Source organism: Nitrospira sp. ND1 (assembly GCF_900170025.1).
Taxonomy (GTDB): domain Bacteria; phylum Nitrospirota; class Nitrospiria; order Nitrospirales; family Nitrospiraceae; genus Nitrospira_A.
Window position 1 is genome coordinate 2480340 of the sequence record NZ_FWEX01000006.1, and the last position, 22888, is coordinate 2503227.

Annotated in this window: 28 protein-coding genes; 17 read left to right on the top strand and 11 right to left on the bottom strand. The window is 58.8% G+C overall.

The genetic code is table 11. From position 1 onward, the window contains the following. The first annotated feature begins 86 nt into the window (after positions 1-86). The 8 genes from NSND_RS16590 to NSND_RS16625 all read left to right on the top strand — a co-directional run bounded on the left by NSND_RS16590 (position 87) and on the right by NSND_RS16625 (position 7177). A complete protein-coding gene (locus tag NSND_RS16590) occupies positions 87-341 on the top strand; it encodes a cell division protein ZapB (RefSeq protein ID WP_080880050.1) in 255 nt (84 codons plus the stop codon). Further along, entirely contained in the window at positions 334-630 is a 297-nt protein-coding gene (locus NSND_RS16595) for a cell division protein ZapA (RefSeq protein ID WP_159450844.1), read from the top strand. Before NSND_RS16590 ends, NSND_RS16595 begins: the two co-directional genes overlap by 8 nt. Before the next feature lie 559 nt (positions 631-1189). Further along, the gene (gene rny / locus NSND_RS16600) at positions 1190-2767 is read left to right on the top strand and encodes a ribonuclease Y (protein ID WP_143833598.1); all 1578 of its coding nucleotides are present in this window, start codon (positions 1190-1192) and stop codon (positions 2765-2767) included. Positions 2768-2777: 10 nt separating this feature from the next. Further along, on the top strand, positions 2778-3557 hold the full coding sequence (locus NSND_RS16605) for a TIGR00282 family metallophosphoesterase (RefSeq protein WP_080880052.1): 780 nt from the start codon (positions 2778-2780) through the stop codon (positions 3555-3557). A 37-nt stretch (positions 3558-3594) separates the two neighbouring features. Further along, positions 3595-4953, top strand: coding sequence for an exodeoxyribonuclease VII large subunit (gene xseA, locus NSND_RS16610; protein WP_080880053.1), 1359 nt, complete (start codon positions 3595-3597; stop codon positions 4951-4953). A gap of 57 nt (positions 4954-5010) precedes the next feature. Then, a complete protein-coding gene (xseB, locus tag NSND_RS16615) occupies positions 5011-5259 on the top strand; it encodes an exodeoxyribonuclease VII small subunit (RefSeq protein WP_080880912.1) in 249 nt (82 codons plus the stop codon). A gap of 67 nt (positions 5260-5326) precedes the next feature. Further along, on the top strand, positions 5327-6082 hold the full coding sequence (locus NSND_RS16620; protein WP_080880913.1) for a TlyA family RNA methyltransferase: 756 nt from the start codon (positions 5327-5329) through the stop codon (positions 6080-6082). Between the two features lie 171 nt (positions 6083-6253). Continuing rightward, entirely contained in the window at positions 6254-7177 is a 924-nt protein-coding gene (locus NSND_RS16625; protein ID WP_080880054.1) for an SDR family oxidoreductase, read from the top strand. A gap of 9 nt (positions 7178-7186) precedes the next feature. Here NSND_RS16625 and NSND_RS16630 read toward each other — a convergent pair whose 3' ends face one another. Next, positions 7187-7507 (bottom strand): rhodanese-like domain-containing protein, encoded by a 321-nt coding sequence (locus NSND_RS16630; RefSeq protein ID WP_013250215.1) that lies wholly within the window; start codon positions 7505-7507, stop codon positions 7187-7189. Positions 7508-7886: 379 nt separating this feature from the next. Between NSND_RS16630 and cutA the strand changes: the two genes are divergently transcribed. The 3 genes from cutA to NSND_RS16645 all read left to right on the top strand — a co-directional run bounded on the left by cutA (position 7887) and on the right by NSND_RS16645 (position 11200). Further along, a complete protein-coding gene (gene cutA / locus NSND_RS16635; protein WP_235000285.1) occupies positions 7887-8183 on the top strand; it encodes a divalent-cation tolerance protein CutA in 297 nt (98 codons plus the stop codon). A 117-nt stretch (positions 8184-8300) separates the two neighbouring features. After that, entirely contained in the window at positions 8301-9320 is a 1020-nt protein-coding gene (locus NSND_RS16640) for a M23 family metallopeptidase (protein WP_080880056.1), read from the top strand. Between the two features lie 197 nt (positions 9321-9517). Next, positions 9518-11200, top strand: coding sequence for a formate--tetrahydrofolate ligase (locus NSND_RS16645; RefSeq protein ID WP_080880057.1), 1683 nt, complete (start codon positions 9518-9520; stop codon positions 11198-11200). Between the two features lie 7 nt (positions 11201-11207). On the opposite strand, the gene hflC is transcribed toward NSND_RS16645, so the two are convergent. After that, the gene (gene hflC, locus NSND_RS16650) at positions 11208-12068 is read right to left on the bottom strand and encodes a protease modulator HflC (RefSeq protein WP_080880058.1); all 861 of its coding nucleotides are present in this window, start codon (positions 12066-12068) and stop codon (positions 11208-11210) included. Next, on the bottom strand, positions 12065-13102 hold the full coding sequence (gene hflK / locus NSND_RS16655; RefSeq protein ID WP_013250209.1) for an FtsH protease activity modulator HflK: 1038 nt from the start codon (positions 13100-13102) through the stop codon (positions 12065-12067). The genes hflC and hflK overlap by 4 nt, the downstream gene beginning before the upstream one ends. A gap of 141 nt (positions 13103-13243) precedes the next feature. Between hflK and NSND_RS16660 the strand changes: the two genes are divergently transcribed. From NSND_RS16660 to NSND_RS16675, 4 genes are read left to right on the top strand one after another with little or no spacing between them, the layout of a single operon-like run. Further along, entirely contained in the window at positions 13244-13549 is a 306-nt protein-coding gene (locus NSND_RS16660; RefSeq protein ID WP_235000286.1) for an ArsR/SmtB family transcription factor, read from the top strand. A gap of 56 nt (positions 13550-13605) precedes the next feature. Further along, a complete protein-coding gene (locus NSND_RS16665; protein ID WP_080880059.1) occupies positions 13606-14430 on the top strand; it encodes an arsenite methyltransferase in 825 nt (274 codons plus the stop codon). Positions 14431-14467: 37 nt separating this feature from the next. Continuing rightward, the gene (arsB, locus tag NSND_RS16670) at positions 14468-15562 is read left to right on the top strand and encodes an ACR3 family arsenite efflux transporter (protein WP_080880060.1); all 1095 of its coding nucleotides are present in this window, start codon (positions 14468-14470) and stop codon (positions 15560-15562) included. Beyond that, entirely contained in the window at positions 15559-15999 is a 441-nt protein-coding gene (locus tag NSND_RS16675; RefSeq protein WP_080880061.1) for an arsenate reductase ArsC, read from the top strand. The genes arsB and NSND_RS16675 overlap by 4 nt, the downstream gene beginning before the upstream one ends. Here NSND_RS16675 and arsS read toward each other — a convergent pair. The 3 genes from arsS to NSND_RS16690 all read right to left on the bottom strand — a co-directional run bounded on the left by arsS (position 15996) and on the right by NSND_RS16690 (position 18857). Then, positions 15996-17033: an arsenosugar biosynthesis radical SAM (seleno)protein ArsS gene (arsS, locus tag NSND_RS16680; RefSeq protein WP_080880062.1), complete on the bottom strand. Its 1038-nt coding sequence runs from the start codon at positions 17031-17033 to the stop codon at positions 15996-15998. The genes NSND_RS16675 and arsS overlap by 4 nt on opposite strands. 30 nt (positions 17034-17063) lie before the next feature. Then, positions 17064-18251: a methyltransferase domain-containing protein gene (locus NSND_RS16685; protein ID WP_080880063.1), complete on the bottom strand. Its 1188-nt coding sequence runs from the start codon at positions 18249-18251 to the stop codon at positions 17064-17066. A 129-nt stretch (positions 18252-18380) separates the two neighbouring features. Further along, complete coding sequence (locus NSND_RS16690; RefSeq protein WP_080880064.1) at positions 18381-18857, bottom strand: group I truncated hemoglobin; 477 nt, start codon at positions 18855-18857, stop codon at positions 18381-18383. A gap of 223 nt (positions 18858-19080) precedes the next feature. Here NSND_RS16690 and NSND_RS16695 point away from each other — a divergent pair, with 223 nt between their 5' ends. Next, positions 19081-19686, top strand: a complete 606-nt coding sequence (locus tag NSND_RS16695; RefSeq protein WP_159450845.1) for a sigma-70 family RNA polymerase sigma factor — start codon at positions 19081-19083, stop codon at positions 19684-19686. Next, the gene (locus NSND_RS16700) at positions 19683-20267 is read left to right on the top strand and encodes a cupin domain-containing protein (protein WP_080880066.1); all 585 of its coding nucleotides are present in this window, start codon (positions 19683-19685) and stop codon (positions 20265-20267) included. Before NSND_RS16695 ends, NSND_RS16700 begins: the two co-directional genes overlap by 4 nt. A gap of 11 nt (positions 20268-20278) precedes the next feature. On the opposite strand, the gene NSND_RS16705 is transcribed toward NSND_RS16700, so the two are convergent. From NSND_RS16705 to NSND_RS16725, 5 genes are all read right to left on the bottom strand, one after another. Next, the gene (locus NSND_RS16705) at positions 20279-20650 is read right to left on the bottom strand and encodes a DUF2784 domain-containing protein (RefSeq protein WP_080880067.1); all 372 of its coding nucleotides are present in this window, start codon (positions 20648-20650) and stop codon (positions 20279-20281) included. Positions 20651-20721: 71 nt separating this feature from the next. Continuing rightward, the gene (locus NSND_RS16710) at positions 20722-21129 is read right to left on the bottom strand and encodes a TfoX/Sxy family protein (RefSeq protein ID WP_143833599.1); all 408 of its coding nucleotides are present in this window, start codon (positions 21127-21129) and stop codon (positions 20722-20724) included. A 314-nt stretch (positions 21130-21443) separates the two neighbouring features. Next, entirely contained in the window at positions 21444-21917 is a 474-nt protein-coding gene (locus NSND_RS16715; RefSeq protein WP_080880069.1) for an Hsp20/alpha crystallin family protein, read from the bottom strand. A 56-nt stretch (positions 21918-21973) separates the two neighbouring features. Beyond that, entirely contained in the window at positions 21974-22195 is a 222-nt protein-coding gene (locus NSND_RS16720) for a DUF2934 domain-containing protein (protein WP_080880070.1), read from the bottom strand. 126 nt (positions 22196-22321) lie between these two features. Further along, positions 22322-22879: a BON domain-containing protein gene (locus NSND_RS16725; protein ID WP_080880071.1), complete on the bottom strand. Its 558-nt coding sequence runs from the start codon at positions 22877-22879 to the stop codon at positions 22322-22324. Positions 22880-22888 lie beyond the last annotated feature (9 nt).

Genomic DNA, 22888 nt, shown 5'->3' on the forward strand with positions numbered 1-22888 from the left:
TTTTCTTGACAAGCCGGAGCGAACTTTCTATATTTCGCCCCCGTCACCCAACGTGTTCGACCACCACTTTGATGTGAGGAAATACCATGACGTTAGATCATCTCGACGCCCTTGAAATTCGGATTCGCGATTTGGTGAAGCTGGTGCAGGATCTCAAGCGGAAAAATGCCTCATTAGAGGATGACTTGCGTCTGGCGCGGGAGCGGGTTGCGGTTCGTGATGACGAAAACCGACGCTGGGAACAGGAGCGGATCGATATCCGTTCACGGATCGAGAAAGTCCTGGGCGAGATCGATCTGTTGGAATGCCTGGATGAACCCAAGGAGGTGGCTGTTGACTAAGACCATTGACGTGGAGATCTATGGCCAGCGGTACAGCATCAACGGGGAAGCGGACGAATCGTACGTGAAGCAATTGGCCGATATGGTCGATAAGCAGATGAAACAGGTGGCGGCCGGCATGCGGTCGGCCACCCCGGCCAAGTTGGCCGTCCTTGCCGCATTCAACCTTGCCCACGAATTGATGGAATCAGAGCGAAAGTCCCGGCAGGGAGAGGCCGACGCGGATCGTCGGGTGGCCTCCCTGATGGAATCGATCGATCAGCAGATGCCGTCCATCCTGTCACGGTGAGTTTCGCCTTGCTTTCACTGTACTGCTTTGTTATCGTTTCTGTGTTGTATTGACCTGAGGGTCAACAAGAGCAGGAGAGGAAAGGAAGCTTCGAACAAGGACGGAAAATCTGACGACGGTTTTTGAGCGCTAAACATATGGAATCGCTGGTTTTTGTGCTGTTATTCACAGTGGTCGTGATGGTGTGGATGAGAGAAGGCTCCCAGGCTGGCATGTCTGTTCGACAGGTGTGTTCGCAACGTGTAGCAAGGGGCGAAGAGCAGGTGCTGGCGGATGGGCTATGGCCTGCGCTGTGCTCGCAACCTGTGACGATCCCCGACCGGGGGGCTTGGTCTGTGCGCCTTCGATGTGACAGACGTATTGATTCGGGTCGAAGTCGACCACTCCTCCACGTGAATTGACGGCGGCGATTCCACGCTTCGTTTCTACTGGCTCAAGAAGTCAGATGTTTCCCCCTCACGCGTAGACATTCCTTTCTCACGCTCCTTGCTCTCCCTTTAACACTGGCTGTGACTATTCGCAGGGTGACAGTGTTTACTGTCCCGCTGCCGTAAGGGAGGTGGTTCCCATTTCTCTCAGCGTTGTTGCGTACATTTTTGTCGGATTAGTGGGAGCGGTCCTGGGTGCCGGGTTGTATGAGGTCTTTCGCCGTCGGTCGGCGTTGGCTCGTCGTGCCGAGGCCGAGGATCAGTCGGCGCAGATCGTTCAATCGGCTCAGCGTGAAGCAGAGAATCTCGTCAAAGAGGCCAAGCTGGAGGCCAAGGATCTGGTCTTTCAGGCCAGGATCGAACTCGAAAAGGAACAAAAGGCCAAGCTGGCCGAAGTTTCCAATTCGGAACGGCGTGTGTCCCAACGGGAAGAGGGACTCGATCGCAAGCTCGGCTTGCTTGAGAAGCGGGATCAGGAAGCGCTCAAGCGTGAGCAGGACTTATTGAAGCGTGAGGAGACACTGGTACAGAAGGACGCGGCCTGCGCGCAGGCGCTGAAACAGCATCGCGAGGCCCTTGAGCGGGTGGCCGGCTTGACGGCTGAGGAAGCGAAGCGGCAACTGATTCAGGATCTGGATAGTCAGGCGCGGTTGGAAGCGGCCGGCCTGGCCAAGCGCCTGCTCGAAGAGGCCAAGGAAAATGCCGACCGGGAGGCGCGGGAAATCATCGCCAGCTCGATTCAACGAGTGACCCGGGATTATGTGAATGAAGCCACTATCTCCGTGGTGCCGATTGCCAACGATGCCATGAAGGGCCGGATTATCGGTCGAGAGGGGCGGAATATCCGGGCGATCGAGGCGGCGACGGGGATCGACCTCATTATCGATGAAACGCCGGAGGCGGTTATTATTTCAGGGTTCGATCCGCTTCGTCGTGAGATTGCCAAGGTCTCGCTTGAGCGGCTCATGCACGACGGCCGAATCCATCCGACGCGCATTGAAGAGATCGTCGAAAAGGTGAAGGTCGATATCGAGAAGCTGATGATCGAAGAGGCTGAAAAGGTGATCTTCGAGGTTGGCTTGTCTGATTTTCATCCCGAGTTGGTCAAGGTGTTGGGACGGCTCAAGTACCGAACCAGCTATGGGCAGAATAATCTGTACCATGCGCGGGAAGCGGCCTACATCTGCGGCATCATGGCCTCCGAGTTGAAACTCGACGTGAAACTCGCCAAGCGCGGCGCCTTGTTGCACGATATCGGAAAGGCCGTCAGTCACGAAGAAGAAGGGCCGCATGCCATGCTGGGTGCGGAGATCGCCAAGAAGTACGGCGAAAACGCCAAAGTGGTGAATGCCATTGCGGCGCATCACGAACAGGTTGAGCCCATTTGTCCGGAGACCGTACTGGTGGCGGCGGCGGAAGCGCTGTCGGCGGCGCGGCCGGGGGCACGCCGTGAAGCCCTGGAGTCGTATGTCAAGCGGTTGGAGAAGTTGGAGTCGCTGGCGACCGTTCACAAGGGTGTGCAGAAGGCCTATGCGATTCAAGCGGGTCGTGAAATTCGTGTCATTGTGAAGCAGGAAGATTTGACGGACCCGGAATGTTTCCAGTTGTCCCGGGATCTGGCAAAGAAGATTGAGCAGGAGCTGACCTATCCGGGGCAAATCAAGGTGACGGTGATCCGGGAGAGCCGGTTCGTCGATTTTGCGAAATGAGCGAACGGTTATGAAGGTTCTGATGATCGGCGATATCATGGGCGAGCCAGGGCGTCGGTCCGTGGCTCGCCTCCTGCCGAAACTGATTGCCAACCATTCCATCGATGTTGTGGTCGGCAACGGCGAGAACGTGGCCGGCGGATTCGGTATTACTCCGGACCTGGTGGACGATCTTTTCGATCTCGGGGTGTCGGTCATCACCACGGGGAATCATGCGTGGGACAAGAAGGAAATCCTCGATGTGTTTCCTCGTGAACCGCGTCTCTTGCGTCCTGCGAATTATCCCACCGGAGTGCCGGGCCGAGGCAGTTATGTGTTTACCACGCCCGGCGGCGAATCGTTGGGTGTCCTGCATTTGATGGGGCGGGCGTTCATGCCGACGATCGACTGTCCGTTTCAGGTCGCGAAGCGGGAAATCGAACGTCTCAAGACGCAGGTCTCCGCGATCGTGGTCGATATGCATGCCGAGGCGACGTCTGAAAAGATGGCGATGGGGCATTACTTGGATGGGCTGGTGACGGTTGTGGCGGGGACGCACACCCATGTGCAGACGGCCGATGAGCAAATCCTTCCGAAAGGCACGGCGTACATCACGGATATCGGCATGACCGGCCCGCTTCATTCGGTGATCGGAATTAAAAAAGAACTGGCGATCGAAAAGTTTCTCACCGGAATGCCGCGGCGCTTTGAAGTGGCCTCGGGTCCCGTCGTCTTCTGCGCGGTATTGATGGAACTGGATGCCACGCTCGGCAAGGCTTTGTCGATCGAACGAATCCGAGTGGTGGATTGATCTGTTCGCCTAGCCATTGTCTCAGGCTCGGTAAGCTATGACCGGCCAAACCCTTCCGCTCCCTCTGCTTCTTTCCGTATCCGACGTGACGCGACTGATCCGTGATTCCCTGGAAGCGCAATTCCGGGATATCTGGATCGAGGGCGAAATTACCAACCTTCGCGCACCGTCTTCCGGACACCTGTATTTCACATTGAAAGATGAGCAGAGCCAGCTTCGCGGGGTGCTCTTTCGATCCGGGGCCTCGCGGCTTCGGTTCACCCTGCAGGAGGGCCTGGTGATCGTCGCGCGCGGGCGCATCTCGGTGTATGAGCCGCGTGGCGAGTATCAACTGATCGTCGACTCGCTGGAACCGAAGGGCGTCGGGGCGTTTCAACTGGCGTTCGAGCAACTCAAGGAGCGGTTGGCGCGAGAAGGATTGTTCGACGAGGCGCGAAAGCGTCCCCTGCCTCCCTTCCCACGCACGGTGGGCGTGGTGACCTCTCGCACCGGGGCAGCGGTCCGCGATATTGTGGCGGTCCTCCGTCGCCGCTGTCCGGTCGCGAATATTCTCATCGCTTCCGTGCCGGTCCAGGGCGAGGGAGCCGCCGAGCAGATTGCGGAGGCGATCACGACGTTAAGCGGAATGCCCCAGGTTGAGGTGATGATCGTCGGGCGTGGAGGCGGCGCCTCAGAGGATTTGTGGGCGTTCAACGAAGAAGTGGTCGTTCGCGCCATTGTGCAGTCGAGGGTCCCGGTCGTGTCTGCGGTGGGGCATGAAATCGATGTGACCCTTGCCGACTTTGCCGCGGACTATCGGGCTCCGACACCCTCGGCTGCGGCCGAGGCGGTGGTGCCGGTGTTGGACGAGATCGTGGAGCGACTAGGCGAGATGTCTGATCGTCTGTATCGAGTCGTGCGCACTTTGTTGGAGATGCAGCGCCATCGGTTCGAGCGATCGGTTGGAGTGATGCGCGACATGCGCTTTCGAGTGCAGGCGCATGCCCAGCATCTCGATGAATTGCGAGACGGATTGACGCGCACGCTGACCGAACGATTAACTCTGCTCCACCGGGGGATGGTGGTGCGGCAACATGCCTTGCTGGCTCAAGGACCGCACAACCGGATTCAGACCGCGCTGGTGGTGATCCCGCAACTGTATAAACGGTTGGAGCAAGAAGCCAGACGGGGACTTTTGTCCAGGCGGCAAGCGGTTGCGTCGTACATGATGGCTTTGGACGCTCTCAGTCCATTGGCGATCTTAAGCCGCGGGTATAGCGTCATCCAGGCAATTCCGTCCGGGCGGATCGTCCGGCTGGCGTCAGACGTGGCGGTGGGGGATGTGGTGCAGGCGCGGCTGGCCGAGGGGCGTCTGTTGTGTCTCGTCAGTGAGGTGCTGCCGCCTTCGATGCCTTGACCTCACCGGTGGGGCAGGCAATAATGTTCTGTTTGATGAATGAGCAAGGGAGTGGTTGTGGCTGCCGTGAAGTTTGAATATGCAATGGCACGATTGGAAACGATTGTTGCCGAACTTGAAAAGGGCGATCTTCCTCTCGATGACTCGCTGAAGATTTTCGAGGAGGGGATTCGGTTGTCCAAGACCTGCCTGAAGATGCTGGAGGATGCCGAGCGGAAGGTTGAAATCCTGGTGCAAGAGAAGGACGGCAAGAAGCGGATTCAAGCGTTTTCTCCCGATGAGGATGAGCCGGAGCGCCCTCAGTAACGGTCTGATCGATGCACGGGCTTTCACGTTGCCCGTGTCTGTCGCAATTAAACTTCCATCACAGCCTATGAGCCAGAAATTACGCCCAGAGCGGGAACGGCTGGATCGCGTGCTGGTCAGCCGAGGGTTGGTTGCCAGTCGGGAAGACGCGGCTCGACTCATCCTGGCCGGCCTCGTCCGTGTGGATGGGGTGGTGGTTGATAAGGCGGCGAAACCGACCTTGTCGGATGCGAAGGTGGAGCTGACCGGGCCGGGGTCTCCCTATGTCGGTCGCGGGGGCGAGAAGTTAGCCGGCGCGCTGGATCAATTTCAGGTCGATCCCAAAGGAATGATGTGCTTCGACGTCGGGTGTTCGACCGGGGGATTTACCGATTGTCTGCTGCAGCGCGGCGCCGCGCGTGTCTATGCCGTCGATGTGGGGTATGGTCAGTTTGAGTGGCGCCTACGGCAGGATCCGCGCGTGGTGCTCATGGAGCGGACCAACATCCGGTATCTTGAGCCGAGTGCGATCCGGGATCCGATCGATCTGATTGTCATCGATGTGTCGTTTATCTCGCTGACCCTCGTGCTGCCCTGTGTTGTGCCCTACCTCGCTGCGTCGGGGTTCGTGATCACGTTGATCAAACCGCAGTTTGAAGTGGGGAAAGGTCTTGTCGGACGGGGTGGGATTGTTCGTGATGATGGCTTGCGGGAAGGGGCGGCCGACAAAGTGGTGGCGTGCGCGCAGCAGTTGGGGCTGGAGTTGGCGGATCGAATGGAATCGCCCATCGAGGGCCGAAAGGGCAATCGGGAAATCCTGGCCTGGTTCCGGCGCAGGGCGTGAGGGGTACGAGTCTGGATATCAGTGGGTCTGCGGCGGGTTTCGTCCGGGACGTTCACGCGCAAGGGCAACACGAAAACACTTTGCGGAAGCCTGCAGAAGGTGTAGGCTGACCCTCAATTGTTCGGTCAGGGGATCGGCACATCCGCAGACGAAGGAGAGGCGAGGAGACGTATGAAAGTCTTGGTCACGGGGGGCGCAGGGTTTATCGGGTCACATGTCGTGGATCGTTTGCTCCAGGAGGGGCATGATGTTGTGGTGGTCGATAATCTTGTCACGGGAAAGCGGAAAAACGTCCCCAAGGCGGCCCAATTCTACAAACTGGATATAGAAAATCCCAAGCTCGAACGGATTTTTCGCAACGAACGGCCGTCGATCGTGTTCCACCTCGCCGCTCAGATGAACGTGCGGCGTTCGGTCGAAGATCCGATGTTCGATGCGCAGGTCAATGTGCTGGGGACGCTCAATGTGCTGGAGCAAGCGTCGAAACATGGCGCGCGCAAGGTCATCTTCTCCTCATCCGGCGGGGCGATTTATGGCGAGCAGCTGGCATTTCCTGCCCCGGAAACTCACATTACCCAGCCACTGTCGCCCTACGGCATCAGCAAGTTATGCGGGGAGCATTACCTATCCTACTACCACCGGTTGAGCGGTATTCAGGTGGTCAGTCTGCGATATGCCAATGTGTACGGCCCGCGGCAGGATCCGGAAGGGGAGGCGGGAGTCGTCGCCATCTTCATTCAAAAGATGCTGCGTGGCGAACAGGCGGTGGTCAACGGAAACGGGCGTCAGACTCGCGATTTTGTGTTTGTCGAGGACGTGGTGGAATCGAATTTGATGGCGATGGGTCCCGAGGTGGAGGGCGTGTACAACGTGGGCACGGGAATCGAGACGTCCGTGAACGACCTCTTCAAAATCGTCGTCGATCTAACCAAGGTAGAGTTTAAGGAAGTGCACGGCCCGGCCAAGCGAGGCGAGCAAGCCAGAAGCGTCATCGACTCCACAAAGCTCCACCGTGACCTTGGGTGGGAACCGAAGGTCGATCTGCGCGAGGGACTGCGGCGGACGGTCGAATATTTTCGCGACGGGCTCGGATAGCCGCTTGAGCTAATAGCGGGGCACGGATGGGTCTACCTGAGTAGACCAGGCATCAATGCCTCCGATCAGGTTTTTCACCTTTCCGAAGCCTTGCTGCAGCAGAAACCCTGTCGCATCCGCACTTCTCATCCCGTGGTGGCACACGGCGACAATCTCGGCGTCACGGTCAAGTTTGCCAAGAGATTGCTGCAGGGTCGCCAGCGGGACCAGGATGGATCCCTCCAACTTGGCGATGGCATATTCCCATGGCTCCCGGACGTCTACCAGCACCAGCTTGTCGCCTTTATCCAGCCTCGACTTGAGATCCTTAGGGGTAATCGTGAAACTCATCAGCGCACCTCCATCTATACGGTCGGATCATAAGGAGCCGAAAAATGGGTGTCAACTCCGGTGTGGTCGGCCATTCGTCGCGTGGGGTCTGATCTCAAGACTTTGCGGATTCAGACCGAAGCGTATGGATGAGAGGACGAGGGCCTGGGCCTGACAGTCGGTCGGCAGGTAACGCCTCTGGAGAATGGTCGTTTTTTGTCGAATTGTGCAAATCCTGCCTAGTTTTTTAAGCGTAATCGGCACGGAGATGGGGTAGAATTCTGCCCTAAGTGCTTGATAACTGAAGCGCAAGCAGTACTCGCCGTTCTGTTTCGGCACGCAATTTGCTTAGAGCTGTGGGGGAGACGTGGGAGCGAACGGTTCAGAGGTAGTGGTGTTTGTGACTGCGGCAACGGCCGAGGAGGCAGAAAGACTCGGTCGGATCATCGTGGAGTCCAGACTTGCCGCCTGCGCGAATGTCTTAAATGGCATTCGATCGATTTTCCGTTGGGAGAATAAGATCAACGTCGAAAATGAATGCCTGATGCTCATTAAAACAACCCTGGAGCGATACCCGGAACTCGAAGCAGTCATTCGACGGCACCATAGCTATACTATCCCTGAGATCATCGCACTCCCGGTCATTGCGGGATCGGCGCCCTACCTGGAATGGGTTCGGGAAGAGACTCGTAAGTAGTTGATTCTAATAATGTAATTTTTGAAAACAAAGGGTTGACCATCGTGCTAGAGATCAGTACACTGCAAAAGTCAGTGGCTGAATTCTTGGTTGAATCCGTGAAGGGGAGAGCGTCCTATGAGCCAACAAGCGGCCGAAACAAGTGATGCCTATACTGTGGTGGTCTTTCGGGGGTCCTCCTCCAAGCCGTTACGGTTTAGTTTTCCACGGAAATTCGTGCGCAAGCTCCTGATCTTGGCTGCGATCCTGGTCGTGGCAGATCTGCTCGTTATCTCTCATTATGTGATTCGGACCGGAGAAGTCTGGCAATTGTCGGCGTTCCGGGCTGAAGCCATGGGTGCGCGTGAGCAAACCGCTGCCTTCTCCGCTGCGATTGATGATCTGAAAAAGCGTCTCTCGACCATGGGCGAGGTCAATCAACGGCTTCGAGTCATGCTGGGAATTGACGCCAGCAAGCCGGCCGGGGATTTGGCGAATGGACGGGGTGGCGAGGACGGTCCGCTGCCGGATGGAAAAACCAGTGTGCAGGGGAATGGATCAGCCACTTCTGGGCTGGAACCGCGGCAGCAGGTCTCCGAAGCGCGTGATGCCAATCAGTCCGAGGTTGATTTTGCTACGGAAAGTATTGAAGAGGTCACTCAGCAGGTTCGCGAAAGCCTTGAGGCCCTCGTCCGGGAGGCGAAGCAACAAGAGGAAGCCCTCGAAAGCCTGACCCAAGTTGCAGAGCAGCGTTCGACTCAGTGGGCGTCAACTCCCTCCATCTGGCCTGTGCGCGGATGGGTGACCTCGGCGTTTGGCCCCCGGGTTTCGCCGTTCACCGAAAAGCCGGCCTGGCATGACGGTCTGGATATCGGTGCTCAGGCAAATTCCCCCGTCCAGGCTCCGGCGCTCGGGCGTGTCGTCACCGTGGCCTTTGACTCGAAAATGGGCAATATGGTTAAGCTGGACCATGGATATGGGATTGAGACGGTCTATGGACACCTTGCCAAGTCGTTGGTGAAAGAAGGGCAGCGAGTGAAGCGCGGTGATGTGGTCGCGCTTGTTGGCAGCACCGGGCTTTCCACGGGACCGCATCTCCATTACATGGTCAAGAAGAACGGCCAAGCGTTGGATCCGACCAAGTTTATTCTCGACTAGTCTTTTCGCATTCCTTCCAGATTTCGAAAGAAGTTTACCCGTTCCCTTCCTCTTTTCCGTTGTAATCCTCGACTACCCGCGTCCCAGTCCAGCTCTACCAGCCCTGTGCTCCCCAGTCTTTGCGGCCCATTACTTCGGCGAATGCCGTGGTATACTCCGCACTTTCCTGAAATTCCTGTTCTCACGAGGAACATTGCATGACTGATCTGGAGATAGCCCGTTCCGTCCCTCACAAGCATATATTCGAAGTCGCACAGTCCTTAGGCATTCATTCTGACGATCTCATTCCCTTTGGGCGCTACAAGGCCAAGATCGCGCCCACGCTGGGTGAGCGAATCCAGAACAGACCGCTGGGGCGATACATCCTGGTTACGGCCATCAATCCAACACCCCTTGGCGAGGGCAAGACTACGACCTCAATTGGGCTGAGCATGGGGTTGTGCCGCTTAGGCCATCGGGCCGCCGTCACGCTCAGGCAGCCTTCCTTGGGACCGGTCTTCGGAATCAAGGGGGGCGGTACCGGAGGCGGGAGAGCCCAGGTCCACCCGATGGAAGATATCAATCTGCATTTTACCGGCGATGCGCATGCCGTTTCTGCGAGCCACAATCTCCTTTCCGCATTTGTCGATAACCATCTGTTCCACGGAAATACGCTCAAGGTCGATCCGAAAGGGATCAGATGGCCACGCACGCTTGGGGTGAGTGACCGCGCGCTTCGCGACATTCTCCTGGGAGAGGAAACCGGGCGGCGGCCGGGGAAGTTTGTGATTACGGAGGCGTCGGAAGTCATGGCGGTGCTGGCCCTGGCGACCGACCATGCAGATCTTCGCCAACGCCTCGGGAGAATTCTGATCGGCCTGACTGAGGGCGGACAGATGGTCCGTGCTGAGGAATTTGGCTGCGCCGGCTCCATGGCCGTCTTGCTGAAGGATGCCTTGTTGCCGAATCTCGTGCAGACCCTGGAGGGAACTCCGGCATTTGTTCATGCCGGGCCGTTCGGTAACATCGCGCATGGGAATTGCTCGATTGTCTCCGATCGGTTGGCGTTACGTTGTGCAGACTATGTCGTGACTGAAGCTGGATTCGGGAGTGATTTAGGCGCGGAAAAGTTCTTCAATATTAAGTGCCGCACGTCCGGTCTTCGTCCGGATGTCGGGGTGGTGGTGGCGACCTTGCGTGCGCTCAAGCTTCATGGCGGTGGGGGAATCGTGAAATCCGGTGCTCCGCTGCCTCCCGGTGTGACCGGGCCGAATCAGGCGGCGCTGGAGCAGGGCTTTGCCAACCTCGAGCAGCATATCGCCAATGTCCGGGCCCATGGAGTGCCGGTGGTGGTCGCGGTGAATGCGTTCAAGGATGATTCAACCGATGAACTAAACTGGGTGTGCGAACGCGCCCTGGAAGGGGGTGCGTCGGCAGCTGCGGTGTCGACCCATTGGTCCGACGGTGGACGGGGAGCCGAGGAGCTGGCCAGGGCGGTCGTCAAGGTCGCTGCGCAAGGTACGCAATTCAGTCCTCTCTATGAGGTGACCTCGCCCATTAAGAAAAAGATTGAGACCATCGCCACCACGATCTATGGGGCGGCCGGCGTGTCATTCTCGCCTCAGGCCGAGCGGGACGTAGAGCTGGCGACACGATTGGGATTCGATCGACTTCCCATTTGTATGGCGAAGACCCCGCTTTCACTATCGCACGACCCGGCGGTGAAGGGGCGGCCCTCCGGGTTCACGGTGCCGATTCAGGAGTTGCGGATTCTGGCCGGGGCCGGGTTTCTCACCGCGGTCTGCTCAGGCATTCAGTTGATGCCGGGTCTGCCGAAGAAGCCTGCCGGGGAACGGATCGATGTTGATCCACAATCGGGTCAAATTGTTGGCCTGCAGTAGTGGCGTGTTACCGCTGTTTCAGGTACCGGAAGAATTCTGATTCGGGACTGACGAGGATGGTGGTCTTGTCCTTGAGGGTCTTGCGATAGGCTTCCATGGTGCGGGTAAACTCGAAGAAATGCGGATCCTGGCGATAGGCATCGGCATAGATGCGGAACGCTTTGGCGTCTCCGCCTCCGCGCAATTCCTCTGATTCTCGATAGGCCTCTGCGAGGATGATCTCCCGATCTTTCTCCGCCTCCGACTTGATTTTCTGAGCCTCTTCCGCGCCTTCTGCGCGATACTGCTTCGCTTGTCGCTCCCGCTCGGCTTGCATGCGCGAGAACACGGCCTTTTCATTCTGCTCAGGCAGGTCGGCTCGTTTAATCCGCACGTCCTGGATTTCTATGCCATAGGCAGACGCTTTTTCGTTGGCGCGTTGGGTGACCACGGCCATGAGTTGCGCACGGGCCGATGAGACGATTTCCGCCAGATCGTGCCGGCCTAATTCCACCCGCAGTTCCGAATAAATAATATCGTGCAGGCGCTGGAGCGCGCCGCGCTGGCTTTGGAACGCCTGATACACCTTCAGCGGGTCGGTGATCCGCCACTTCGCAAAATTATCGAGCAGCAAGGTCTTCTTGTCCTGGGTAATGACGTCCTGCGCATTGGAGTCGTAGTCCAGAAGGCGCTTGTCGAAGTAGGTGACTTCTTCGATGAACGGCATTTTGAGGTAGAGACCCCCTTCGGTGACGTTCCGGACCGGTTTCCCGAGCTGGACTACGATGGCATTCTGGGTGACATCTACGATGTAAAAAGGCGATGCACCGAGGACGAGCAGCCCGAGAACAATGCCGACAAATGCCAGGATAAATCCTTGCTTGCTCATGGCGTGCGCTCCTGTGTCGAACTGGACGGGGCCGGTTTGGAGAACCGATCGAGCGGCAGATACGGCAGCGCACGGTCCGCCCCTTTGCCGTCCAGGACAAATTTATCGATGTGGGGGAGCACGTCTTCAAGGGTCTCGATATAGATCCGCTTGCTGATAATGTCTTTCGCCTGGTTGTATTCTTTCAGCGTCGCGAGGAATCGATTGGATTCGCCCTGGGAGCGGTTGAGCCGCGCCTGCGCATACCCTTTGGCCTGGTTCACCAACTGGGCCGCTTCACCCTTGGCTTTGGGGGTAATATCGTTGCGATAGCCCTGAGCTTGGTTGATCAGCTTTTCACGGTCTTCCTTGGCGTTGGTGACGTCCTTGAACGCGGCGGCCACGGCTTCGGGCGGGTCGACATCCTGCAACTGGACCGCGGCAACCTGCACGCCGGTCCTATAGTCGTCGAGGATGTGTTGGAGAAGTTCCTGCGTGTCGTTCTGGATTTGTGCTTTGCCCGTAGTGAGAGCTTCATCGATTTTGCTCTTGCCGATCACTTCCCGCATAGAGGCTTCAGCCGCCTTCCCGATGGTCTCGTCGATGTCGGCCACATTGAAGAGGTACTCGCGCGAACTTTTGATTTTATATTGGACGATAAATTCAATTGCCAGAATGTTCATGTCGCCGGTCAGCATCAAGGCTTCTTGCGGCACCATCTGCTGGCGGCCTTGGCGATCCTTTCGAAATCCGATCTCCACCCGGTGAAGCTTCGCGACCTTCGGTTGCAAGACGCTTTCGATGATGGGAATCTTCATGTGTGGGCCCGGATCCACAACGCGCACGGGGATACCGAAGCGTTTCACCACGCCTTCTTCGTCCGGTGCCACAATAAAGGCGCTTTGCCAGATGAGGAAGACCGTGAAGGCGACAAGAAGAAGATTGCGGAAACCGCCCGTAGGTAACAGATTGCGAAGTTGGCCCTGGGCCTGCTTGAAGGCCTGATCCAAATCGTCGCCCTTCTTGCTCCAAGGGTCTTTGGGGTCCCAGACCATGTAGTGGCTCAATTCAGTGAGGGTGGCAATGTCGCCAGCGAATCACCTTAGCAAAGTGAGGACCGTCGAGCAACACATAAAGGCGGCCGGTTGACTTATCAAGATTCGTTGATATATATTTTTGTCATGAAGGGAAGCACGGTGCGAAATCCAGCGCGGGCGGCGGAGTTGTTTCACGCGCTTGCGGACCCGACGCGATTGGAGATTCTGGACGAGCTGAAAGAGGGCGAGTGCTGTGTGTGCGAACTGACGGATCGCCTGCAGGCCGGGCAGTCGCGGCTCTCCTTTCATCTGAAGGTACTTAAGGACGCCGGAATGATCTTGGATCGACGAGAGGGCCGATGGATGTACTACTCCGTGAACGCCGACGCCCTTGCCGAGCTCGATGACCTCGTCGATTCGCTCAAGCAGGCGAAGCGGGCGCGCCGCGCCACCGGCTGTTGTTGATTTTTTTCCGCCTAATAGATCAATGAATCTTGATGCATAAAAGAGGAGGCGACGAAATGGACGCACAAGCGATTCGAGAGCTGGTCAAGGAGAAATACGGTGAAGCGGCCGCTAGAGCCAAGAGCGGAGGCAGTTCCTGCTGCGGGGCCTCCCCCGCGCTGATGAATGTCGATCCGATCACGTCCAACCTGTATTCAGATCAGGAGCGTCAGGGGTTGCCGGCGGATGCCGTGGCGGCCTCGCTGGGCTGCGGGAATCCAACGGCTCTGGCAGAACTTCATGCCGGTGAGACGGTGTTGGATCTGGGATCCGGCGGCGGCATCGATGTGTTGCTCTCTGCCAAGCGAGTCGGTCCGGCGGGGAAAGCCTATGGGTTGGATATGACGGAGCAGATGTTGGCGTTGGCCAGAGAAAATCAGCGCGCAGCCGGCGTGGAGAACGTCGAGTTTCTGAAGGGCGAAATCGAGCACATCCCGCTGCCTGATCGTTCCGTGGATGTGATCATCAGCAATTGCGTCGTGAATTTGTCCGGCGAAAAGGAGCGCGTGCTGGCGGAAGCCTTTCGCGTCCTGCGTCCGGGAGGCCGGCTGGCGTTGTCCGACATTGTAGTGCGAGGGGCGATTCCCTCAGAGATCCGACGGAATCTCGAATTGTGGGCTGGTTGTGTCGCGGGCGCGTTGGAAGAGACGGAGTATCGGGACATGCTGGCCCAGGCGGGGTTCGTCGAGATCGGAATCGAGCCGACGCGCATCTATCAGGCCGATGACGTGAAGGAATTGCTGGTCGGCACAGACCTCTCCAGTGATCTGCTCGTGGCCCAAGTCGAGGGCAAGTTCATGAGCGCATTCATTCGGGCCAAGAAACCGGCCGTGACGGTCTAACTCCGCCGGGCAGCGCGAGCACGAGGGAGCAGGAGCGATGGAACTCGCATTATCGGTCGATGAGCCGCAGGTGGCTACGAAGCGGCTGTCGTTCTTTGAGCGGTATCTCACGCTCTGGGTGGCGCTCTGCATGGTGGCCGGTGTGCTGATCGGGCAGGCGGTGCCCGGTTTGGTGTCGAGCCTGCGAGGGGCTGAGATCGGACAGGGCAGCCACATCAATCTGCCGATTGCCGTGCTGATCTGGCTGATGATTGTGCCGATGATGATGAAGGTTGAGTTTGCCTCGGTTCGTGACGTGGGCAAGCGGCCGGTCGGCCTGCTGATTACCCTGTTTGTGAATTGGGTGGTGAAGCCCTTCTCCATGGCGTTCTTTGCCTGGGTGTTTTTCCGGTACGTCTTCTCAGCCTGGATCTCACCCGCCGAGGCCGACCAATACATCGCGGGCACCATTATCCTGGCTGCGGCGCCCTGCACGGCAATGGTGTTTGTGTGGAGTTACCTGACGGACGGAGACCCCGCGTACACGCTCGTTCAGGTGGCCGTGAACGACCTGATCATGCTCGTGCTGTTTGTTCCGATTGTCGGGTTGCTGGTGAGCGGCGCGTCATCATTGGCCGTGCCGTTCGACGTGCTGCTCTATTCGGTGGCGATCTTTATCGTCATTCCGTTGATCGTCGGCGCCGGGCTTCGACTGTGGCTGGTTCGTCGGTACGGGCTGCGTTGGATGGAAGAACAGTTTCTGCCCCGATTCGCGCCGGTGACGATCGCGGCGCTGCTCCTCACGTTGGTGTGTATCTTCGCGTTTCAGTCGCAAAACATCCTGGGGAAAACCGTACATGTCGTCCTGATTGCAGTGCCGATTCTCCTGCAGGTCTACATGAATTCGGCGCTCGCCTATGGCCTGATGCATCGCTGGCGGGTTCCCTACGCGATCGCCGCGCCGGGAGCGCTCATCGGTGCCAGCAATTTTTTCGAATTGGCTGTGGCGACCGCCATCGCCCTGTTCGGACCGGAGTCCGGTGCCGCGTTGGCGACGGTGGTCGGGGTGTTGGTGGAAGTGCCGGTCATGTTGTCCGTCTGCAGCCTGTGCAACAAGACCAGGCATTGGTTCAATCAGGAGGTCGGCACATGAAAGCACGAGTGCTATTTCTCTGTACCGGCAACTCCGCGCGCAGTCAGATGGCGGAGGGGTGGTTGCGGCATCTGGCGGGCGATCGGTTTGAGGTGTTCAGCGCGGGCACTCACCCGGTTGGCTTGAACTCTGGCTCGGTCGAAGCGATGGCCGAGGTGGGAATCGACATTGCGGGACATCGGTCAAAACATGTCTCTGAATTTCTGACGCAGCCGTTCGATTACGTCATTACGGTCTGCGACCGGGCCAAAGAGTCCTGCCCGACCTGGCCGGGGCCCACCCATCTGTTGCATTGGAGTTTTGACGATCCGGCGGCAGTTACCGACTCTGACGAAGCCCATCGACAGCTGTTTCGACGAGTTCGCGACGAGATTCTTGGACAGATCAAGGGTTTCCTGGCTCAGGAGGCAAAGTCACTCGTCTCAGGTCCTTGCTAGGTGACGGCGCCGCCGCAGGAGGAACCGGATCCGGCTGTGCACCCGTAGCAGTGGTTCCTCGTCACGATCTGCCGATGGTGCAGGCGTGCGGGATCGAAGTCTCGAATGTGTTGTGGGGTTCCCTGCGAGACCGGCAATTCCAGCATCTGATTGAAGTCGCAATCGTAGAGGGTCCCGTCCCATCCGACCGACAGGGTGTAGCGGCACATGACGCCCGCTGCCGCCGCCGGGTTGAAGGCCGCGGCAAGCCGTTCCATGTAGCCTTCGTAGTTGCCGCTTTCGATCAGGAACTCCAGAAATCGGCTGATGGGCATATTGGTGATGGTGTACAGGCGCGTGAAGCTGACGCCGTGACGGGAGGCCAGCTCTTTCCGGAACTTCGCCTCGATCCCTTCCTGCTTCGGCGGAAGAAAGGCGCCCACCGGGTTATACACCAGGTTGAGCGTCAGTCCGCTGCCCTCTTTGCCGTAGCCCAGTCGGTTCAATAACCGAAGGGCCTCCATCGATTTGTCGAAAATACCCTCGCCGCGTTGTGCATCCGTCTGTGTGGCCTGATAGGACGGCAGCGATGCAATGACCTCCACGCGGTGCTGCGCCAGAAACTCCCCCAGGTCGGCTTGCGAAGGGATGAGCAGCACGGAAAGATTGCAGCGATCCAGCACCTGACGGCCCAATAATCGGGCCTGTTCGACGACCCAGCGAAAGTGCGGATTCAGTTCGGGTGCGCCGCCGGTGATATCCACGGTGGGAATATCCGTGCGAGCTAGGGCCTGGAGACAGAGGTCGAGGGTCTCTTTCGACATGACCTCCGTCCGGTCCGGTCCGGCGTCTACGTGACAGTGGCGACAGGTTTGGTTACACAGCTTCCCGAGGTTAAGTTGGAGCGTCGTGATGCCGGTCGCGTGAAGCGGATAGAGCTCTACCGCATTGAGGGCCGTCTCGAACGGCTGACAGGCCGTCGTCTGGGCCAGGAGTCGCAGCTGCTCCGACGCGGCTGCGAGCGGATCTCGTCGAGCGAGCAGGCTTAGACCCATCGGATCGATCCCTTCCTCATCGTCAGGGGTTCAGCAACAACCGCCGGTCGGGCTACAGGCGACTTCCGTGCCGTCCACCGCTGCCGAGGCTCGTTGGTAGATCGTGAAGTGAGGGCGATAGGCCTCCTGAGTCAGAACCTGGAGGGTCTTGGAACAAATTTCCAACGGCACGCCGCGGTAGTACTGGTGATGATCGTCGTCCTCCGCACTGATGATCGGTCCGGTGAGAATCGCATAGGCGCCTTGCCAGACGCAGGGTTTTTGTTCCGGATGGATCGCGCACCAGCGCGGGTCGGTGGCGGCGAGTGTGACAGGCGTGGGGCCGAGAAGAAACAGCGAACGAAGCGGTTCGCTCTGCAACAGTTGCGTGCTGGGGCCATCGATGCGTTGAGGTACGCCGCGTTCGTACCGTTGGCCCAATTCATCCGTCACGCTCGAGAAGGGGCCCCGGAGCGTGGCATAGGACGAGGCCTTTTCGCCGACGATGGCTGGAAACTTGTATCCGGTGAGCGTCACCGAGAGGAAATGGATGCCGTCGATCGACTGCCAGGGCGTGGACTTGATCTGGTGGACGGCGCGAAATCCCGCATCGACCATTCCGCCGATGTAGTCCTGCACCTGCAAGGCGCCGGACAAGCAATCGCCCCACTTGGCTGCATCATGTACCAGGTATTGCGGTACGACCTGGTCCGATACGATGTCCGAAATCGTAAACCGGCCGCCCGGCTTGATCACGCGGTACATCTCGCGGAAGACCTTCCGCTTGTCCGGCGCCAGATTGATCACACAGTTGGAAATGATCAGATCGACGCTGGCGTCCTCCACCGGCATGACATCGGCCATCCCCTTGCGGAACTCGATATTCGATGTCGCATAGCCCAGGTTTCCGGCCACGATGGGCGCGTTGCGGCGGGCAATCTCCAGCATCGTGTCCGTCATGTCGATGCCGATGACTCGTCCGGTGGGTCCCACCCGGCGCGCCGCCTCAAAACAATCGATCCCGCCGCCGGAGCCGATATCCAGCACCGTTTCACCCGATTGAACGGTGTTCAGCCCGGCCGGAGTGCCGCAGCCGTAGGAGATGGTCAGGACTTCTTCCGGAACAAACGATTTGAGGTCGGCAAAGTCATACCCGGTCGGGCAACACATCTGTTCGCCGGTTGCAGCCGCCCGCGCATAGCGGTCGCTGACTTTCTGGGTGATATCGTCGATGGCCATAAGGTCCTCGGAGTGGGATAGGAAATGCCGTCGAATGATCTATCAAGAGAAGAGGCGGCAGGTCAACAACCAGAGGCGGGNNCGGTTCGGCTGCCCCCGCAGGTCACGAGTGTCGTACACGTTCGGGAACTACTGCATCGAGGCCATCGGCTTCTCGACAATGTCGCCCTTCATCGGACCCAATGCGCCCAGCAGCTCGTTCTTTTCCCGTTCAGGCACTTTGAATTTGTTCAACGTGGCGACGAGGTCTCCGACCAGCGCGTCGAAGTCGCCGCTGCTGACCCCCATGCCGGCATGGGTGCTCTTCATATCCCGCCCGGTATAGGTGCAAGGTCCGCCCGACGCCTGACAGATTTGATCGACCAGCATCGATTTCAGGCGCGGGATATTGGCGTTGGCGAACTTCCCGTTGATGCGGGTGTCGGCGGCCACGCGCCCGACGAAGTCGTCCACCACTGCGGTAATGGCCGTTTTGCCACCCAGCCGGTCGTAGAGAGATTTTTCGCCTGCTGTGGTACCGGCCGGTCCTGAACCGACCGTATTGCAGGCCGCGACGGTCAGCGCGAGGCCAAGGATCAAAGAAAGGGATGCCATTCGTTGCGACATGAGAGTACCTCCTGGTTATGGGTCTGACGGTTGGGCCGGGTGTGTCTCGACATCGACCGGCTCTCTGTCTCGAACTACGAGGTGGGATGGCAGCTGGATTTCCGGGGAACGAAAAAAACTGCGTTGTGCCCCGATCGTTCCGATGCTACAGTTTCGGCGGATCGGCGCAGGCAGAGGGAATCTAATTCACCGGGCAGACTCGTAGTACTTGACGAGGATGCTCATGATTCATTCACAGGCTGTGGCACAGACACCTTTGATGTATGAGCAGGAATGGGCGGGACTTCTCGCGCGCATTGCCGCCGGAGACCAGCCTGCGCTTGCGGAGTTCTATGATGCGAGCAGTGCCAAGGTGTTCGGGTTGGTGATGAAGATCCTCGCGGATCGTACGGTTGCTGAAGAAGTCACCATGGATGTGTATACGCAGGTGTGGCGCCGCGCCTCCAGCTACGACGCGGAGAGAGGCACGCCGGGGAGCTGGCTGATGACGCTCGCGAAGACCCGGGCCATCGACCGGTTCCGGAGCAGTTATCTGGAGCGGGGGCGGCAAGTCCCGCTCGATCACGCGGCGGAGGTGCCGGGTGACGGGGCCACGCCCGAGCAATACAGTGCGGGGCTCGAACGGCAGCGGCTGGTGCAGGAAGCCATGGCGAGTCTCTCCGCCGAGCAGCGTCAGGCGATTGCCTTGGCGTACTACTGGGGTTTGAGTCAGAGTGAAATCGCCGACCGGTTGCAGCTGCCGTTGGGGACGGTGAAGACGCGGATGAGGCTGGGCATGATCAGACTGCGCGAGGTCCTGGCTCCGCACGGGGAAGGGGTGCGGTCATGACCGATCCACGCCACAAGGAAGACATGTCGGAGCATGCGGCACTCTACGCCTTGGAAGCTCTGGGTGATGACGAGCAGCGGCAATTCAAGCAGGCCCTTGAGACGGCTCCTCCGGAAGTCTGGCAGCAGGTCGCAGCGTTTCAGGAGGTGGTGCAAGAGTTGGCATTCAGCGGTCCCGCCATCGCGCCTCCGGCGTCACTCAAGGCCAAGCTCATGGCGCGCATCGCGCAGGAACCGCAGGAGCGACCCGGCGGAGGAACGTTCACGTTTGTTCGATCGGGGCAGGGGGCGTGGCGAGACCTGGGTTCTGGTGTGTCTATGAAACTGCTGTTCAACGATTCGGCCGGAGCACGGGCCACGATGCTGCTGCGGTTGGCTCCGGGTGGAACACTGGTGGCGCACCGTCACCGGCAGGTCGAAGAGTTCTACGTGTTGGAAGGGAACTGCATCTGTGCCGGGGAATTCCTCCAGGCGGGGGACTACCATCGCGCCGAGGCCGGGAGCATCCATCCCATCACATCAAGCGAAGAGGGCTGCCTGGCCCTGGTAATGACCTCGACACAGAACGAACCAGCCGGGTAATCCATTCACTTCTATTGCCGTCGCCTTGGCGGTTTTCCGAAGACCAGCCAATAGATTGTCACATTCACCAGCACCACCGCGGTTCCCAGCAGCATCTGCACGGGGCGTGTCAGCCCTGCCGGATACATCAGGGGCAGGAGGTAATGGCCAATGAAGTCGGAGCCATAGGCTGACTCTCCGGCCATGGCCCGCAGAGTGTGTTCAATCGGGGTGAGCGGGCAGATCCAACCGGTGTACTCGACAATCGCCCCCCAGATCGCTGCCGGTAGATGCAGCCAGGCAAGGCGAGGCCATTTCAATAGCAACAGCCCACCCGTCACGACGAAGAGCACAAAGGCCAGGTGTAGCAGCAGCACGAGATCCGCGCCGATTCGGTACCACATGTGCGGCAGTCTGAAGAAACGGCGCGATGAAGGCAATCAAGAGACGGCGAGCGGAGCCGGTTGCCGCGTCCCTACATCTGAGCGGGAAGGTCATAGCCCTGCGGCGGGGCGGTGGTGAAGGGAAGGGGCAACTGCGCGGTGGGTAATGTCACGGCGCTGCGAGCCCAGGCGGCCAGCGCCTGCGGGTCCTCCAGAATATCCACCGGCACTTCGTAATACTGTCGGAGCGTTTGTTTGGCGCCCGGACGGAAGGGATGCATGCCGCGCGCGCGATAGAGCGCTTGCGTCACGTCGTTAGTTTTGAAGTAGAGGCGTCCCTTGTGGATGATGCCGAAGAAGGTGGCCCGCTGGTAGAGGCCATACCCGCCGAACATGGCTTTCCCTGTGAGTTCAGGCATCTCACCGAGTTGATCCAGGACGAAGTCTTTGAAGCTGTCGTGGCGCATGCGTCGAGACTGATTGGGTGGACCGCCGCTCATGTCGGCCGTATCGATTCGGCGCACTCTGCACCGATGACTCAATTATTTCAACTGCCGGGTGGCGAGGGGTTCCGTTGTGTGTCCAGGGGGTGGTCGTCATTCGAGGCACAAGTGTGAGGGGGAGGCTTTATAGTATACGGAGCCGTGCGAGTTGATGAACGTGTGGAAGGTGGAGGCTGAAACCAGGATGTGCGGTCTCTGTGCTGCAACAGTCCTCGTCGCGCGTGAACCCGGTCGCCCCGTGGATGCGCTATTGCATGATTTGAGCACATCCCACGAGGCGCAAGCGATTCAGGGGTCTCAGCGGCAGGAGGCTAGGACACCTTGATCTCGATCGATTTCGGTTTTGCTTTCTCGGATTTCGGGAGATGCATGTGGAGCACCCCGTCTTTGTAGTCGGCTGTGACCTTGCTCCCGTCCGCATCCTCCGGGAGTGAGAAGCTGCGGACGAAACTCCCGTAGGCGCGTTCGATCCGGTGATGCTTCTCCCTTTTCTCTTCCTGCTCGTATTTCCGTTCGCCGGAAATCGTCAGCACCCCGTTGTCCACGGTGAGTCGCACGTCTTCTTTTTTCATGGCCGGCAACTCCGCCTTGATGCGGTATTCATTCTCATCTTCCACGATGTCCACCAACGGCGACCACTCGGCAACCGTCAGGGCTTCCTTGCCCCCATTCCCGGTCGATGCCCGATGTCCCAGGAGGGTCGACAATCGGTGTTCCAGTTCGTCCCGTTCTTTCAAAGGATTCCACTGAACTCGAAACGGATCCCAACGTATGAGTGTGCTCATGGCTTCATCTCCTCGTATGGTCGAAATGGCATCATGACGACTCGATGTCGGTGCGATTAGTGGCCCGCTGCGGCAGCCAGCTGACGTTCGGCGTTTAACCAGTCCTCCAGAGCCTGCCCGTCTTTCCGCCCTCGTTTCTCATACAGTTCGTAGGCGCGTAGGGCGATCGCAGCGGTTCCCTTTACGGCCTGCCCCGCGTGCGCGGCTTTGTCATGGCTCGGGCTCGTGTGGGCTGTGCCGGCCCGCTGCGGGGTGGTTCGACTGACATTCGTTTCCATTATGGTGCACCTCCTTGTTGAGCCGGCTGTGTAGCGGCTGAAACCATCAGAGGCTCTGCCGTCCGCCGCTACCCTTCTGTCGGATCTCGGCGGACGAAGAGCGGGTCTGTGTAATGAAGAAAAGGGTTAGGCCTTTTCCTTCACCGTGAGATCGTTTTTCACAGCCTTCACGCCGGGCACTTGCCAGGCCGACCAAGAGGCTTCGGCGCTGGTCGCCAGGTCCTGAACTTCGCCGCTGAGCGAGACGACGCCTGCGTTCGTCTGAGCATGAATGCCGGCTTTCTTCAGGTGTGCGTCCTTCTCCATGTGCTCGTGGACGCGGGCGGTGATGGCGTCATCCTTGTCGTCCGTCGCCTCACGTTTGGAGGGGGCCACTACCTGCAGATCGTTCTTCACGGTTTTGACCCCGTCGATCCCTTTGGCAATCCCTTCTGCAGCCTGCTTGGCCGCATCCGAATCGACCTTGCCGCGGATCATGACTGCGCCCTGGGCGGTCTCCACGTTGATCTCGCTTCCCTTCACCCGGGAATCGGCAAACAGCGCGATCTTGGTCTTCGCCGTAATCCAGGAGTCATTGATGGATGTCTTCTCGTCGGCCTTGCCGATGGCATGCGCCGATCCGGTGATCATCGCCCCGCCAAGAACCAATGCTGCGCAGAGGGTCAGTACATTGCGTGTGGTCATCAAGTCTCC

Excerpts from the sequence above, each read along its gene's own strand:
- NSND_RS16700 (WP_080880066.1), top strand. The coding sequence starts at position 19,683 with ATGACCGATCCACGCCACAAGGAAGACATGTCGGAGCATGCGGCACTC.
- NSND_RS16710 (WP_143833599.1), bottom strand. The coding sequence starts at position 21,129 with ATGAGCGGCGGTCCACCCAATCAGTCTCGACGCATGCGCCACGACAGC.
- arsB (WP_080880060.1), top strand. The coding sequence starts at position 14,468 with ATGGAACTCGCATTATCGGTCGATGAGCCGCAGGTGGCTACGAAGCGG.
- NSND_RS16630 (WP_013250215.1), bottom strand. The coding sequence starts at position 7,507 with ATGAGTTTCACGATTACCCCTAAGGATCTCAAGTCGAGGCTGGATAAA.
- hflK (WP_013250209.1), bottom strand. The coding sequence starts at position 13,102 with ATGGTCTGGGACCCCAAAGACCCTTGGAGCAAGAAGGGCGACGATTTG.
- NSND_RS16715 (WP_080880069.1), bottom strand. The coding sequence starts at position 21,917 with ATGAGCACACTCATACGTTGGGATCCGTTTCGAGTTCAGTGGAATCCT.
- NSND_RS16665 (WP_080880059.1), top strand. The coding sequence starts at position 13,606 with ATGGACGCACAAGCGATTCGAGAGCTGGTCAAGGAGAAATACGGTGAA.
- NSND_RS16695 (WP_159450845.1), top strand. The coding sequence starts at position 19,081 with ATGATTCATTCACAGGCTGTGGCACAGACACCTTTGATGTATGAGCAG.
- NSND_RS16645 (WP_080880057.1), top strand. The coding sequence starts at position 9,518 with ATGACTGATCTGGAGATAGCCCGTTCCGTCCCTCACAAGCATATATTC.
- NSND_RS16605 (WP_080880052.1), top strand. The coding sequence starts at position 2,778 with ATGAAGGTTCTGATGATCGGCGATATCATGGGCGAGCCAGGGCGTCGG.
- xseA (WP_080880053.1), top strand. The coding sequence starts at position 3,595 with ATGACCGGCCAAACCCTTCCGCTCCCTCTGCTTCTTTCCGTATCCGAC.
- NSND_RS16725 (WP_080880071.1), bottom strand. The coding sequence starts at position 22,879 with ATGACCACACGCAATGTACTGACCCTCTGCGCAGCATTGGTTCTTGGC.
- NSND_RS16705 (WP_080880067.1), bottom strand. The coding sequence starts at position 20,650 with ATGTGGTACCGAATCGGCGCGGATCTCGTGCTGCTGCTACACCTGGCC.
- arsS (WP_080880062.1), bottom strand. The coding sequence starts at position 17,033 with ATGGGTCTAAGCCTGCTCGCTCGACGAGATCCGCTCGCAGCCGCGTCG.
- NSND_RS16640 (WP_080880056.1), top strand. The coding sequence starts at position 8,301 with ATGAGCCAACAAGCGGCCGAAACAAGTGATGCCTATACTGTGGTGGTC.
- NSND_RS16720 (WP_080880070.1), bottom strand. The coding sequence starts at position 22,195 with ATGGAAACGAATGTCAGTCGAACCACCCCGCAGCGGGCCGGCACAGCC.
- NSND_RS16690 (WP_080880064.1), bottom strand. The coding sequence starts at position 18,857 with ATGTCGCAACGAATGGCATCCCTTTCTTTGATCCTTGGCCTCGCGCTG.
- NSND_RS16620 (WP_080880913.1), top strand. The coding sequence starts at position 5,327 with ATGAGCCAGAAATTACGCCCAGAGCGGGAACGGCTGGATCGCGTGCTG.
- NSND_RS16675 (WP_080880061.1), top strand. The coding sequence starts at position 15,559 with ATGAAAGCACGAGTGCTATTTCTCTGTACCGGCAACTCCGCGCGCAGT.
- NSND_RS16590 (WP_080880050.1), top strand. The coding sequence starts at position 87 with ATGACGTTAGATCATCTCGACGCCCTTGAAATTCGGATTCGCGATTTG.
- NSND_RS16685 (WP_080880063.1), bottom strand. The coding sequence starts at position 18,251 with ATGGCCATCGACGATATCACCCAGAAAGTCAGCGACCGCTATGCGCGG.
- hflC (WP_080880058.1), bottom strand. The coding sequence starts at position 12,068 with ATGAGCAAGCAAGGATTTATCCTGGCATTTGTCGGCATTGTTCTCGGG.
- NSND_RS16625 (WP_080880054.1), top strand. The coding sequence starts at position 6,254 with ATGAAAGTCTTGGTCACGGGGGGCGCAGGGTTTATCGGGTCACATGTC.